This window comes from Erwinia sp. 2186, from assembly GCF_057812255.1.
The window spans coordinates 181,304-195,722 of record NZ_CM173824.1; the positions used below are offsets into that span (position 1 = coordinate 181,304).

8 protein-coding genes are annotated in these 14,419 nt (G+C 59.1%); 6 read left to right on the forward strand and 2 right to left on the reverse strand.

Annotation, left to right across the window (positions count from 1 at the left end):
* The first annotated feature begins 13 nt into the window (after positions 1–13).
* The 5 genes from bcsB (at position 14) to ACXKZG_RS00865 (ending at position 11,040) form a co-directional block, all read left to right on the forward strand.
* Entirely contained in the window at positions 14–2,314 is a 2,301-nt protein-coding gene (gene bcsB, locus ACXKZG_RS00845; protein ID WP_488875567.1) for a cellulose biosynthesis cyclic di-GMP-binding regulatory protein BcsB, read from the forward strand.
* Complete coding sequence (bcsC, locus tag ACXKZG_RS00850) at positions 2,311–5,619, forward strand: cellulose synthase complex outer membrane protein BcsC (protein WP_488875568.1); 3,309 nt, start codon at positions 2,311–2,313, stop codon at positions 5,617–5,619. The genes bcsB and bcsC overlap by 4 nt, the downstream gene beginning before the upstream one ends.
* 166 nt (positions 5,620–5,785) lie before the next feature.
* Positions 5,786–7,789 (forward strand): biofilm formation regulator HmsP, encoded by a 2,004-nt coding sequence (gene hmsP / locus ACXKZG_RS00855; RefSeq protein WP_488875569.1) that lies wholly within the window; start codon positions 5,786–5,788, stop codon positions 7,787–7,789.
* 223 nt (positions 7,790–8,012) lie between these two features.
* Positions 8,013–9,299 (forward strand): dicarboxylate/amino acid:cation symporter, encoded by a 1,287-nt coding sequence (locus ACXKZG_RS00860; RefSeq protein WP_013204390.1) that lies wholly within the window; start codon positions 8,013–8,015, stop codon positions 9,297–9,299.
* A 247-nt stretch (positions 9,300–9,546) separates the two neighbouring features.
* On the forward strand, positions 9,547–11,040 hold the full coding sequence (locus ACXKZG_RS00865; RefSeq protein WP_013204389.1) for a M16 family metallopeptidase: 1,494 nt from the start codon (positions 9,547–9,549) through the stop codon (positions 11,038–11,040).
* A gap of 51 nt (positions 11,041–11,091) precedes the next feature.
* Here the strand turns inward: ACXKZG_RS00865 and ACXKZG_RS00870 are convergent, their stop codons facing one another.
* Entirely contained in the window at positions 11,092–11,967 is an 876-nt protein-coding gene (locus ACXKZG_RS00870) for an alpha/beta hydrolase (protein ID WP_013204388.1), read from the reverse strand.
* Between the two features lie 456 nt (positions 11,968–12,423).
* On the reverse strand, positions 12,424–13,356 hold the full coding sequence (kdgK, locus tag ACXKZG_RS00875) for a 2-dehydro-3-deoxygluconokinase (protein WP_134823001.1): 933 nt from the start codon (positions 13,354–13,356) through the stop codon (positions 12,424–12,426).
* A 277-nt stretch (positions 13,357–13,633) separates the two neighbouring features.
* On the opposite strand from kdgK, the gene pdeH reads away from it, so the two are divergent.
* Positions 13,634–14,407, forward strand: coding sequence for a cyclic-guanylate-specific phosphodiesterase (gene pdeH / locus ACXKZG_RS00880; protein WP_488875570.1), 774 nt, complete (start codon positions 13,634–13,636; stop codon positions 14,405–14,407).
* Positions 14,408–14,419: the final 12 nt, after the last annotated feature.

Sequence of the window (14,419 nt, forward strand, 5' to 3'; positions counted from 1 at the left end):
TGATGAAGACACCATGACGAAAAAATTAGCTTGGTTCACCGCATTATGGCTTGGCGTGCTGCCAGGGGTTCAGGCAGCAGCAGACGGCTACACCCGGCCGGTCAACACCACGGCGGACAGCCTGGCGCCTCCGGCTATCGATCCCGCCGCGCCGGTGCGTGATTATCTGCGGCCGTTTACCCAGATCGCCCCGCCGCCAGGCAACTTCAACCTGACCGGCACCCGCACTCAGGGGCAGATTGAGTTTGGCGTGCGCAGCGATGAAGTGGTGACCAACGCGTTGCTCAACCTGAGCTTCCGCCCATCGCCGTCGCTGATCCCGGGCATGTCGCATCTGAAGGTCTATCTGAACGACGAGCTGGTCGGTCTGGTACCGGTAGTCGCCGAACAGGCCGGTAAAAATAATCAGGTGCAGGTGCCGATTGACCCGCGCTTTATTGGCGACTTCAACCGCATCCGCTTTGAGCTGGTGGGGCATTACGCCAACATCTGCGAAAACCCGGCCAGCAGCGCCATCTGGCTGGATATCGGCAAGGACAGTACGCTGGATCTGTCGCTGCAAAAGCTGCCGCTGAAGGACGATTTATCGCACTTCCCGGAGCCGTTTTTCGACGCGCGCGACAGCCGCCCGTTAACCCTGCCGATGATTTTTGCCCGCGCGCCGGATCTCGGCCAACAGCGTGCGGCTGCGGTGCTGGCATCGTGGTTCGGCACTCAGGCGGACTGGCGTGGACAGACCTTCCCGGTGCTGTATAACCAGCTGCCGGATCGTCAGCACGCCGTCGTGTTTGCCACCAACGATCGGCGCCCGGACTTTCTGAAGGATTTGCCGCCGGTAGATAAACCGACGGTGGAAATCATCGATCAGCCGGACAATAAGTACCAAAAATTACTGTTGGTATTGGGGCGCAACGACGAGGATCTGCTGAAAGCGGTGCAGGGAATTGCGCAGGGCGAACTGCTGCTGCGTGGACAGGCCTCGAGCATCGACAGCGTGAAGGAGCTGGCGGCACGCAAGCCTTACGATGCGCCAAACTGGGTACGGACCGACCGCGCCACCACCTTCGCCGAGCTGCAACAGTTCCAGGGCCAGCTTCAGGCCGACGGCATGCAGCCTGCGCCCATCTCGTTAACCCTGAAATTACCGCCGGATCTGTTCCTGGTGCGCGCACGCGGTATCGATATGGATATCAAGTACCGCTATACCTCCCCGGTGCAGGATGACGGATCGCGGCTGGCGGTGAACCTCAACAACCAGTTTGTGCAGGATTACCCGCTGGTCAACAAGCGCGAGGAAGGCAAGCAGCTGCTGCATATTCCGCTGGTGCAGGGGCTGCTGGATGGCGGCACGCAGCTGACCATTCCGGCGCTGCAGCTGGGCGTGGTCAATCAGCTGCGCTTCGATTTTGATTATGCCAGCACCTTTATTGGCGGCTCGTTTAATAACGGCACCAACGAAGGGCGCTGCGAAACCATCACCCCGGTATCCAACCATGTGGTGATCGACGGCAATTCGACGGTCGATTTCTCCGGCTATCGCCACTATATGGAAATGCCGTCGCTGGGCGCGTTTGCCAACGCCGGCTTCCCGTTCAGCCGTAATGCTGACCTGGCGCAAACGCTGGTGCTGGTCAACAACCGTCCGCAGCCGGGCGAAGTCAGCGCGCTGCTGAACGCATTGGGCAATATCTCGGCGCAGACCGGCTATCCGGCGCTGAAAATGCAGATCGCCGATGACTGGAGCAAGGCGAAAACCAGCGATGCCGATCTGCTGATGATCGGCCGGTTGCCTGAACAGATGAAGGATGACGACAAGGTCAATCTGCTGCTGGACGCGGCGAAAAGCTGGATCAACAAGCCTAACCGGCAGACGGCGTTCTCCAGCGGCTCCTCAGCCCCGGACGATCTGCGCGCCGAAAGCCAGACCACCATCAGCTCCGCTGGGCCGATGGCGGCAGTGATTGGCTTCCAGTCGCCGTTTGATGCGCAACGCAGCGTGGTCGCGCTGCTGGCAGACAGCCCGCGCGCCTGGGAACTGCTGAATGGCGCGCTGATCGACAGCGGTAAACGCGCGGCGATTTTTGGCTCGGCATCGGTGATCCGTGAATCCGGCGTGCGCAGCCTGCGCGTAGGCGACACCTACTGGGTGGGCCATTTGCCGTGGTGGGAGCGGGTGTGGAATGCGCTGGCCACCCATCCGGTGATGCTGGCGGCGTTTGCCACGCTGGTGGTGATCCTGTTTGCGCTGCTGGTGTGGCGACTGATGCGCCGCGTCAGCCGTCATCGCCTCGGTGACGAGGACGACGAGGAGTGAAACGTTCGCGACTCAGCCTGTTGTTGCCGCTGCTGCTGTGGCCGTTAAGCCGCGCCGTGCCGGCGGCACCCGATCACGTTGAGCCGGTCGACTGGCTGCTGCAACAGGTCAGGATTGGCGAAGCGACCCAGAAATACGATCTGGTCAGCCAGTCGCTGTACCGGCTGGAAAAAATTGCGCCGGATAATCCGCAGGTGCTGGCGGCACAGATCCGCCTGGCGCTGCACCAGGGTGAACAGGACAAAGCGCGTCAGCTGATGGTGACGCTGAAGCAGGTTTCGCCCGATTCGCTGGCGACGCGGCAGGCTGAAGTTAGTATTCGCTTACTATCTGACGAGGGCAGGAAACAGCTGCAGCTGGCGCGGCTTCTCGCCACCTCTGGCCGGCTGGAAGAGGCCAAAGCGGCTTACGATAAACAGTTTAACGGCGTCTTTCCCTCGCCGGATATCGCGCTGGAATACTGGCGGTTAGTGTCGCGGCTGCCGGGACAGGAAAACCGCGCGCTGGCCGAACTCTCCGCGCTGGATCGCGATGCGCCGGGCAGCATCAACGTGCGCATGGCGATTGCGCAAATGGAGCTGAGCCGCAATAACCCGACCGCCGCCGTTAAACAACTGCAAGTGGTGGCAATGGATCCGGCGGGCCGGGTGCAGGCCGCCGAACTGTGGCTGAGCCATATCAAATCGCAGCCGGTCACGCCGCAAAGCGTCGCCCAGCTGAAAACCTATCTCGCCACCTTTACCAGTGACAAGCCGCAGTCCGACGGCCTGACCGAGCTGGCGCGGCAGCAAAAAATGCTGGCCGATCCGGCTTACCAGCAGCGGCTGCGCGGCCTGGCGATGATCGATCGCGGTCAAAGCAGCGCTGCCATTCCCGCCCTGCGTGCTGCGCTAAAGGCGACGCCAGACGATGCCGATTTACTGGGTGCCATGGGCCAGGCGCTGGCGCGGGCCAACCAGCGCGCCGAGGCAAACGGCTATTTTCAGCGGGCGATTGTCGCCGATGCGCAGGGCACCGATATCGGCAAATGGCGCAGCCTGCTGACTTCCAACCAGTACTGGCTGGCGATTGCCGAGGGTGACAAAGAACTGGCGGCGGGCAACCTTCCCCAGGCCGCCAGTCAGTATCAGCGGGCGCGCTCGCTGGATAACCGCGACAGCTATGCGCTGATTGGGCTGGGCGACGTGGCGCTGGCACAGAAAAATCCGGCCACGGCGGAAGTGCAGTACAGCCGCGCGTTACGGCTGGATGCAGGCAATACCACCGCCGCCCGACGGCTGGCCGCACTCTATCAACAGCAGTCACCGCAAAAGGCGATGGCGTTTATCAACGGGCTACCGGCCTCACAGAAAAAGGCGCTGGGTGATACCCTCGCCAGCCTGCGCAGCAGTGCGCTCAGCGCCGAGGCGGACAGGCTGGCCGCTGGCGGAAACGTGCGGCAGGCGGCAGACGTATACCGTCAGGCACTCCAGCTGTCGCCGGACGACGTCTGGCTGAACACCCGACTGGCGGGCGCACTGCGTCAGAGTGGGCAGACGCAGGCCGCCGATCGGCAGATGCAGGCGATGGCGCGCCAGCAGCCCGGCGTGCCGGCACAGGTCTATGCCAACGCGCTCTATTTGTCAGGCAGCGACCGGCCACAGGCCGCGCTGGCGCAGATCCACACGCTGCCGCAGGCAAAGTGGGATCACAATATCACCGACCTCAATACCCGGCTGGAAACCGGCCTGCTAATCGCCCGCGCGGAAGCCAGCCTGGATAACATTGAGGCCCTGATCGCCCGCCATCAGCTGGCCGCCGCGCGTAAGCAGCTGAGCGCGTTGCCGCCCGAGGCGTCCACGGCGAACGTCTACAGCGGACGCCGCGTGGCCAATGCCTGGCTGGCGGTGGGCGAGCCGCAGAAAGCCACCTCGCTGTATGCCGGGCTGAAAACCCAGGCCGCAAAAGCCGGACCATCGCAAAGCAGCGCGCTGATCTATCGCGATGCTGCCCGTCTGGAAGCGCTACAGGGGCAACCTCACTTCGCGCAGGAGGATTACCGCCAGGCGATGGTCGCCAGCGGCATCAGCCCGGTGGTGCCGCCGGATAACCCGACGTTTACCCGGCTGACCCGCAACGACCCACAGGATGACTGGCTGAAACGCGGTATCCGCAGCGATGCCGCCGATCTTTACCGTCAGCAGGACAGCACGCTGACGCTGGAAGAAGACTATTCGCGCAATAAGGGCACCGGCGGCGTATCCGACTTCACCGCGCACACCACCATGATGGAAGCCGAAACGCCGTTTGCCGACGGCAAAAGCTTCCTGCGGCTGGATAATGTTGATGTGTCGGCCGGCACCTTCTCGCGCAACGTCGATGGAAATATTGATGAGACGTTCGGCACCTGTACCAACGACGATGCCACCTGCAACCGCGATTTCCGCCAGCATCAGAACGGCACCAGCCTTGGCGTCGGCTACCGTAGCGATAAATGGCGCGCGGATATTGGCACCACGCCGCTGGGCTTTGCGGTCACCAACTGGGTGGGTGGCGTCACCTGGAACACCGATTGGCAGGATATCGGCGTGTCGCTGACCGCGTCGCGGCGGCCGATTTCCAGCTCGCTGCTCGCCTATGCCGGCGCGCAGGATCCCAACACCGCCAGCGGCAAAACCTGGGGCGGCGTGGTGGCAACCGGCGGCGCGATTGGCCTGAGCTATGACCAGGGCAACGCCAACGGCGTCTGGGCCGATCTCAGCGCGCACCAGATCACCGGCGAAAACGTGGCGGATAACAGCCGCGAACGCCTGATGGCGGGCTATTACTACAAGCTGATCAACGAAAACAACCGGCGGGCCACCATCGGCCTGAACGGCATGCTGTGGCACTACGCGAAGGATCTGAGTGATTACTCACTTGGACAGGGCGGCTATTACAGCCCGCAGCGTTACAGCTCGCTCTCGGTGCCGGTCAGCTGGCGGCAGCGCACGGAAAACTGGTCTTACGATCTCGGCGGTTCGGTTTCCTGGTCCCATTCGGAAACCGACGGCCAGTCACGCTATCCGCGCGATTTCGGCGCGCTGACCACGGATAACCCGCAAAGCAGCGACAGCAGCAGCAACGGATTCGGCTATACCCTGCGCGCGGTGTTGGAACGCCGGTTAACCGCGCACTGGACGATGGGCGTCGGCGTCGATATTCAGCAGGCAAAAGACTATACGCCCAGCCACGGGCTGATCTATGCGCGCTATTCGATGGCCGGCTGGCAGGGCGATCTGGATCTGCCGCCAGAGCCGTTAACGCCATACGCGGACTTTAAATAGGGTTATCAGGCTGCATTTAGTGAGAAAATTAAGATAATCGCCTTCAGAAAACACCTAATCAACCCCTGGCCCGGACAGAGTGCTTAACAAGCGGCCGCCTTAAGATATACTCAGGGCAGTTTTTTGCTGCCCCCGGTGGTGGCATTCAGTAATTCGGAGAGTGGGTTTGCGCGTCAGTCGTTCATTAACAATAAAACAGATGGCGACGGTATCCTGCGTGGCCGCCGTGACCATCTGTATTTTTATTGTCATTCAGCTTTTCCATTTTGTGCAGCAGCGCAGGATTGACTACGCCCAGCAGATGGAAAACGTCGCCCATACCGTGCGCCAGCCGCTGTCCCAGGCGGTGCTGAAAGCCGATATTCCGCAGGCCGAACTGATCCTCAACTCCCTGAAACCGGCCGGGATCCTGGCCAGGGCCGAAGTGGTGTTGCCGAATGGCCTGCAGGCGCTGCATACCGACTTTGAGCCCGAAAAACCGGTGCCGGAATTTATCGCCACGCTGTTTGAGCTGCCGGTGAGGATCACCGTGCCGCTCTACTCGGTGGAGCCAGCCAATCCCAAGCCGCTGGCGCTGCTGGTGTTGCAGGCCGATTCCTGGCGGGTGTATCAGTTTATTCTTAGCGCCCTGTCGACGATGGTGACCACTTACCTGCTGCTGGCATTGATCCTGTCGATCGCCATCAGCTGGTGCATCAATAAGCTGATCGTTCGCCCGCTGCGGCGGATCGCCATGGAGCTGCAGGATCTGCCGCCGCAGGAGGCGATTTCCCATCAGCTGACGCTGCCTGAGCGCCACCGTGACGATGAGTTGGGCATGTTAATCCGCAGCTACAACCGCAATCAGCAGGTGGGCGAAGCGGTGCATGATGAGATGAGCAGGCTGACCACCCGTTTTGCCCTGACCAATCTGCCGAACAAAACCCTGTTTCTGGCGCTGCTGGAGCAGCATCTTAATTCCGTCTCTGACGACGACAATTTCACCCTGATGGTGCTGCGCATCGAGACCTTGCAGGACGCCAACGGCGTGGTGAAGGACGAACAGCGTGATGCGCTGTTGCTGACGCTGCTGGAAAAAATTCGCAACAGTATCGACAGCCATACGTTAGTGGGCCAGCTGTCAGGCAGCGATTTTGTGCTGCTGGTGAAGCGCGCCAATAAACCTTTCCGCGCCATGCGCCTGGCACGCCTGCTGCTGCTGCGGCTGAATCAGCCGGTCACTTTGCAGGACATGCAGCTGCGGCCCAACCTGAGCATCGGCCTGGCGCAGCGTGAAGCGCGCGATCTCACCGCGCAGGACTTTTTAAGCCGTGCGGCGTCGGCGATGATGTCGGCCCGTCATCAGGGCAAAAATCAGATCCTGTTTTATGACCCGATGATGATGGAACGGGCGCACAAGCGGCTGACCCAGGAACACGACATTTTGCAGGGGCTGGAAGAAGAGCAGTTCTCATTGTTCCTGCAGCCGCAGATTGATATGCGTAACGGCAAGCTGGTCGGCGCGGAAGCCCTGCTGAGAATGCGCCAGCCGGACGGCAGCTGGGCCTTGCCGGAAGATCTGATTGTGAACGCCGAAGAGATTGGCGTGATCAGCGCGCTGGGCCGCTGGGTGTTCGAAGAGTCCTGCCGGGTGCTGGCGGGCTGGCAGAAGCAGGGCATTAATCTGCCGCTCAGCGTCAATCTCTCCGCCGTGCAGCTGCGTGAAGCGGATATGGTCACCCACTTACAGGACCTGATCCATCGCCACCAAATCAGTCCGGGCAGCCTGATGCTGGAGATCACCGAGACCGCCCAGGTGGGCGAGCCGGAACAGGCACTGCAGCTGTTAAGCGAGCTGCAGAAAGTCGGCATCTCGGTGGCGCTGGATGATTTTGGTATGGGCTACGCCAACCTGAACTGGCTGAGCCAGTTTAAGTCGTTACCCATCAGTAAGCTGAAGATGGACCGCAGTTTTGTCTGTGTGCTGCCGAATGATGACACCATGGTGCGAATCGTTGCGGCGATTGCCGAAATCATCAAGCTGGACGTGATTGCCGAAGGCGTCGAAACCAGCCAGCAGCGCGACTGGCTACTGGCGCGCGGCATTAATATCGGGCAGGGCTACCTCTATTCTGAGGCGCTACCGCTGGCGGTCTTTAACCGCAAATATCTGGAATTAATCACGCCGTAATACGGTCCCGTAAGGGATAATTTCCACGTGTATCAATCCTTAACGCAAACCACAACGCGTCATTACCGGTGCTGAAGTGATTCAGCTCATAAAACGGCGCGTTGCCCGGCGGCTGAGTGTTTCAAGTTATATCAATCCCGTTAACGTAGTGTTACTTTCGCGCTGAAGACTGACGATAACCTCAGCGAAAGCGCCTGCCATCCAAGCCGTTAATGGACATTCTATGAAAACTTCCCTGTTTAAAAGCCTCTATTTCCAGGTGATTACCGCCATCGTCATCGGCGTGCTGTTAGGGCATTTCTACCCCGAGTTGGGTGCCCAGATGAAGCCGCTCGGTGATGCCTTTGTGAAGCTGATCAAGATGATCATCGCACCGGTTATTTTCTGTACCGTGGTCACCGGGATCGCCGGGATGGAAAGCATGAAAGCGGTCGGCCGTACCGGTGCCGTCGCGCTGCTCTATTTTGAAGTGGTCAGCACCATCGCCCTGATTATTGGCCTGGTGGTGGTTAACGTGTTGCAGCCTGGCGTTGGCATGAATATCGATCCGGCCACGCTGGATGCCAAAGCGGTGGCGATGTATGCCCAGCAGGCCGAGCAGCAGGGCGTGGTGGCGTTCCTGTTAGATATCATTCCTAACAGCGTGATTGGCGCCTTTGCCAGCGGCAACATTCTGCAGGTACTGCTTTTCGCCATCATGTTCGGTTTTGCCCTGCACCGCATGGGCGACAAAGGCACGCTGGTATTCAACTTTATCGAAAGTTTCTCCCGCGTGATTTTCGGCATCATCAATATGATCATGCGTCTGGCACCGATTGGCGCGTTCGGGGCGATGGCCTTTACCATTGGTAAATACGGCGTCGGTTCGCTGGTGCAGTTAGGTCAGTTGATTATCTGCTTCTATATTACCTGCCTGCTGTTTGTGGTGGTGGTGCTGGGTACCATTGCCCGCGTGGTCGGCTTCAACATCTTCAAATTTATCGCCTACATCAAAGAAGAGCTGCTGATCGTGCTGGGGACCTCGTCCTCAGAATCCGCGCTGCCGCGCATGCTCGATAAGATGGAAAAGCTGGGCTGTAAGAAGTCGGTGGTCGGGCTGGTGATCCCAACCGGCTACTCGTTTAACCTCGACGGCACCTCGATTTACCTGACCATGGCGGCGGTGTTTATCGCTCAGGCCACCAATGCGCATATGGATATCTGGCATCAAATCACGCTGCTGGTGGTGCTGCTGCTCTCCTCGAAAGGGGCGGCGGGCGTTACCGGCAGCGGATTTATCGTGCTGGCGGCCACGCTCTCGGCGGTCGGCCATCTGCCGGTGGCCGGTCTGGCGCTGATCCTCGGTATTGACCGCTTTATGTCTGAAGCCCGTGCGTTGACTAACCTGGTCGGCAACGGCGTGGCGACCGTGGTGGTGGCAAAATGGGTCGATCAGCTGGACGAGCAACAGTTGAAAGACACGCTGGATGGCAAAAATAAGGCAAAAAAACTGCCCGAAAACGCCGCATAAGCCGTTAATTTGTTAAATATCCCCTCAAATGCCCGTCGCGACTTGCCCTCGCGGCGGGCATTTGCATAATAACCCCCAGAGATTTTTATCATTTTTCACTCCGTGGTGGGACATCCCCGCCAATGCGTGGTCTAAGAAGCTGTTCTGAGAAAAAACAGCGGCTTCCCTGAGTTATCCCTCCCGTAGATAGCAGCAGGCCGTAGATCGCCAGTGATTTTTTTTGGTTTGTGATTGAGTAGGGGTTCACATGCAGGGCACCAGAATTCGTCTTTTGGTTGGTGGAATATTGCTGGCCGCGGTCAGCAGCACTGTGCAGGCTGAAACACTCCAACCCGATCCCGCCTGGCAGCAGGGAAAACTCGATAACGGGTTCACCTGGCAGGTTTTAACGACTCCGCAGCGTCCCAGCGACCGCGTTGAAGTCCGCTTACTGGTTAATACCGGCTCTCTGGTGGAGAATACCCAGCAGGCCGGTTACAGCCACCTCTTACCGCGCCTGGCCTTAGTGCATAACGCGAAGCTCGACCCTGCGCAGCAGCGCTCGCTGTGGCAGCAAAGTATCGATCCCGATCGCCCGCAACCGCCTGCGATCACCTCTTATGACTTCACGCTCTACACCCTCAGTCTGCCGAACAACCGGCCGGAAGTGGTGAAAGAAGCGATGAACTGGCTGGCGGCGACCGTCGGCGATATGACCATCAATGAACAGACGGTGAACACCGCGCTGGCTGCTGACGATCCGATCGCCACCTGGCCTGCCAATCCGCAGGATGTCTGGTGGCGTTACCGGCTGAAGGGCTCCACGTTGCTGGGCCACGATCCGGGCACGCCCGCTAATGCGCCGATCGACCCGGTCAAGCTGAACGACTTCTACAAGCAGTGGTACACGCCGGATGCGATGACGCTGATGGTGGTGGGCAACGTCGACAGCCGCAGCCTGGCCGAGCAGATCAACAAAACCTTCTCGCCGCTGAAGGGCAAGCGTGATACGCCGTCGCCGATGCCAACGCTGTCGCCACTGCCGCCGCAGCCGATTAACCTGGTTAACAATAATCTGACCCAGGATCGTCTGTCGCTGGTGTGGGATTCGCCGTGGCAGCCGATCAGGGATTCGCAGAATTTGCAGCATTACTGGCAGAGCGATCTGGCCCGTGAAGCGTTGTTCTGGCACGTGCAGCATGTCCTGAGCGACAGCAAGGCGCAGAAGGTGCAGGTGGGCTTTGACTGCCGCGTGCTGTACCAGCGCGCGCAGTGCGCCATCAATCTGGATGCGGATAACGCCACCCTGCAAAGTAACCTGAATCTGGTTGCGCGGGAGATGGTAAACATCCGCGATAACGGCCTGCCGCAGGAAGAGTTTGACGCGTTGATGGCGCAGAAAACCGCCGAGCTGAACAAGCTGTTTGCCACCTACGCCCGCACTGATACCGATGTGCTGATGAGCCAGCGTTTGCGCTCGCAGCAGAATGCGGTAGTGGATATCGCGCCGGAACAGTATCAGAAACTGCGCCAGAGCTTCCTGTCGGGCCTGACCTTGCAGATGATGAACCAGGAGCTGCGCCAGCAGCTGTCACAGGATCTGACCATGATGCTGATGCAGCCGCAGGGCGAGCCGGAAACCAACGTTCAGCAGCTGGAAGAGAGCTGGAAGAAAATCATGGCACCGGCCCCGGAAGCGGCGGCCGCAGCGGTGGATGAAACCAAGCCGGAAGTCTCTGATATCCCGTCTTCGCAGAACTGATCTGTTCTGACCACAACCCGGTCGCCTAACGCGGCCGGTTTTTTTTGCGTGCTACCAGATCCGCGCGCGCAGCCATTCATTGACCAGCATCGGCCAGCTGGCCAGCGGCAGATCGGCGACGTTGCGGATGCCAAAGCCGTGCCCGCCTTTCTCGTAGAAGTGCAGCTCGCTGGAGACCTTGTGTTCCCGCAGCGCGCTGAACATCACCATGCTGTTATTGATCGGCACCGACTCATCATTCACCGCGTGGATCAGCAAGGTTTGTGGCGTCTGCTCAGTCACGCGCGTTTCCATCGAGTACGCGTCAATTTCCCGCTGCGTCGGATGCTCACCCAGCAGATGCTGGCGACAGCCCTGATGCGCCAGCCCTTCACGCATACTGATCACCGGGTACATCAGCACCAGCGCATCCGGACGGGCGGTCAGCGAGTCGGCAATATCCTGCACCGGATAGAGTTTCTCAGTGAAGCGCGTACCGACGCTGGCGGCCACATAGCCACCGGCCGAGAAGCCCATCATCACAATACGCTTGCCGTTCAGCCCACGGGCGGCACGGTGCCGCAGCACGCGCACCGCACGCTGCGCATCCGATAAGGGCGCGTCAGCCGCTTCATGGTGACCATCCTGCGGGAAACGGTAGGTCATCACCGCCAGCGTATAGCCCATCGCGGTAAAGAACATCGCCAGCGCGCTGCCTTCTTTATCGATCATGATTTTTTCGAAGCCGCCACCGGGTGCGACCAGCAGGGTCACGCCGTTGGATTCTTCCGGATACCAGAAGGCCAGCTCAGGATTGCGCACGCCGCTGGCGGCACGGTCGTAAGGTTCGTACTCTTTCGCTAAATCGACAATTTGTGGGCTGACCCTGGAATCGCTGGCACCGGGAGCCTCGCCGTGAGGCCAGATATTAATAATTTCGGTTTTCATAGGCGCTCCTGAATTTCATTATTTAAGTATAGGCGAGCCCGGCGCGAGAATAGGGGGGATCGGCTGTAATAAAACAATCATTGCCCATTTATTTATACAGCGTCCAGCCTTGCTCACGCTTTTAGCGCAGTTTCAGACTATGCCCAGAAGCGCCGGTCTGGGGTTATTTATCTGCTGCTATCTGATTGTTTTAAAACGAGTCGGTTTGCATCACGGATCGCCATTAAGCGGGTTTAAGGTAATTATCATAATATTCAGTTTATTATCCGTTTGCCGATCTGCGGCTGGACCTGAATTAGGAATTGACTCATTCAGACTGCTTACGGATAAGCCGCGTAATTAATTTGACTTAAATTGCGGATGTTAATTTAAGGGCGGATCGGCGGGCGGGGAATAATAAAAAGCCCCGCTATTGCGGGGCTGTTTGCTGCCAGGGCTGAAAATCGGCGAACGCGCTTAAGCCGGCATTGCCGAGCGGGGAATGATCGCCCCGCGATGTTGGATCACCGTGCTGGCGGTCAGATGGCCACGTATCGCCGCCTCTTCCGCACTGCCACCGCTTAAACGTACCGCAAGATAGCCGGCGCTGAAGGAGTCTCCTGCCGCCGTGGTATCGACCACGCTGCTGGCCGGCAGCTTCACTGCCGGAACCTCCAGCAGTGGCCGATCGGCCAGCGACACCAGGCAGGATTCGGCACCGCGCTTGATCACAATCTCGCTGACGCCGGCGGCACGGGTGCGGGCAATCACCTCGTCAACAGGCGCTTCGCCCCACAGCAGGGTTTCATCGTCCAGCGTCAGGAAGGCGATGTCGGTACAGGCCAGCATCACCTGATAAGCCGCCTGGGTGACCTCAGCGGACGGCCACAGGCGTGGTCGATAGTTGTTATCAAAGATGATTTTCCCACCGTTGCGGCGACAGGCGGTCAGCAACGCCATCAGCTTTTCCCGGCTCTGCGGGCTGAGGATCGCCAGGCTGATGCCGCTCAGGTAAAGGTAATCAAACTGGGCCAGCTGCTGGCAAATGTCCTCTGCGCGCTCGCCTTCCAGCCAGAAGCGCGCGGCGGCATCGTTGCGCCAGTAGTAAAAGGTTCGCTCGCCCTGCGCATCGGTTTCAATCACGTACAGGCCCGGCAACTTGTTATCCATCTGCTGGATGAGGCCGGTCTGCACCTGCTCCTGCTGCCAGGCGGCGAGCATCTCACCGCTGAAGCTGTCGGTGCCCAGCGCGGTCACGTAATCCACGCTGAGCTGCTGTGGGTCAACCTGACGGGCGATATACACCGCGGTGTTCAGCGTATCGCCGCCAAAACCGCGGCTCAGGTCGGTGGCTTTCTGTGAAAGCTCAATCATGCACTCGCCGATAACGGCAATTTTTTTCTGCGTCATGGTAGTCAGCTCATCCCTCAAATTTGCACCAGTTTCGCTGCGCAGACGCACGTAGTCAATATTTTAAAACGGCGTTTTACTTTTTTCCTCACGCAGTGAATCGCTGAGAAAACAGCAGCAACGGCCTGCATTTTCGGCCAGCTGCGGCCAGCAATAATGGGCAATTACCGGGCGTTTTTAGCGCCAGGCGCGATAAAGTTCTGCGATCCGGTGCCGATATCTCTCTTGCGGGAGATCCGTTCCCCGAACGGTCTCATCATTATCAAGGATCAATTACATGGTGCTGAACGACCTCAGTCACCGGTTTCCTCTCTCAAATGTTGTGACAAAGCAACAAGATGAGCGTCTGTACTGGCAGGAGTGCCAGCGCATCTATACGTTTCAGCCTATCTACCGGGTGACCGGCAGTCTGATGGCAATTGAGTTGCTCACGGCGGTATTCCATCCCGCCGAACCGGGCAAGAGGGTATCACCGGAGTCCTATTTTGCAGCGCTTGAGATCCCACAGCGCCTGCACATTGTTACCGAGCAGCTTGAGCTGCTGGCGGAATGGGAAACGCTGTTCACCTCCAGTGGCACCGTTGCCTCGGTCAATATTGATGGCCCAACCCTGTTGGAACTGCAGCATCATGCTGCCATCCGTCAGCTGGTCGCCCGCTGCCCGTGGGTGCGCTTTGAGCTGGTGGAACACCATATGCTGCCGCAGGAAGAGATCGTCGCGCAGATGCCGGAACTCGGCCCGCTGTGGCTGGATGATTTCGGCTGCGGCATGGCCAACTTTTCCGCGCTGACCGAGCTGAAGTATGACTACATCAAAATGGCCCGCGAGCTGTTTATCATGCTGAGAAAGTCAGAAGAGGGCCGCAATCTCTTCAACATGCTGCTGGCCCTGATTAATCGCTACTGCAAAGGGGTGGTTGTCGAAGGCGTTGAAACCCTTGATGAATGGATGCAGGTGAAAAATTCACCGGCTTATGCTGCTCAGGGCTACTTTTTTGCCCGTCCGATGCCTTTTGACCAGCTGGGATCGCTGCCGCACCAGCTGATCTGATCCCGTTTCCTG

What these genes read in the sequence shown, in the direction of transcription:
- bcsB (WP_488875567.1), top strand. Translation starts at nt 14, where the DNA reads ATGACGAAAAAATTAGCTTGGTTCACCGCATTATGGCTTGGCGTGCTG.
- ACXKZG_RS00860 (WP_013204390.1), top strand. Translation starts at nt 8,013, where the DNA reads ATGAAAACTTCCCTGTTTAAAAGCCTCTATTTCCAGGTGATTACCGCC.
- ACXKZG_RS00865 (WP_013204389.1), top strand. Translation starts at nt 9,547, where the DNA reads ATGCAGGGCACCAGAATTCGTCTTTTGGTTGGTGGAATATTGCTGGCC.
- ACXKZG_RS00870 (WP_013204388.1), bottom strand. Translation starts at nt 11,967, where the DNA reads ATGAAAACCGAAATTATTAATATCTGGCCTCACGGCGAGGCTCCCGGT.
- kdgK (WP_134823001.1), bottom strand. Translation starts at nt 13,356, where the DNA reads ATGACGCAGAAAAAAATTGCCGTTATCGGCGAGTGCATGATTGAGCTT.
- pdeH (WP_488875570.1), top strand. Translation starts at nt 13,634, where the DNA reads ATGGTGCTGAACGACCTCAGTCACCGGTTTCCTCTCTCAAATGTTGTG.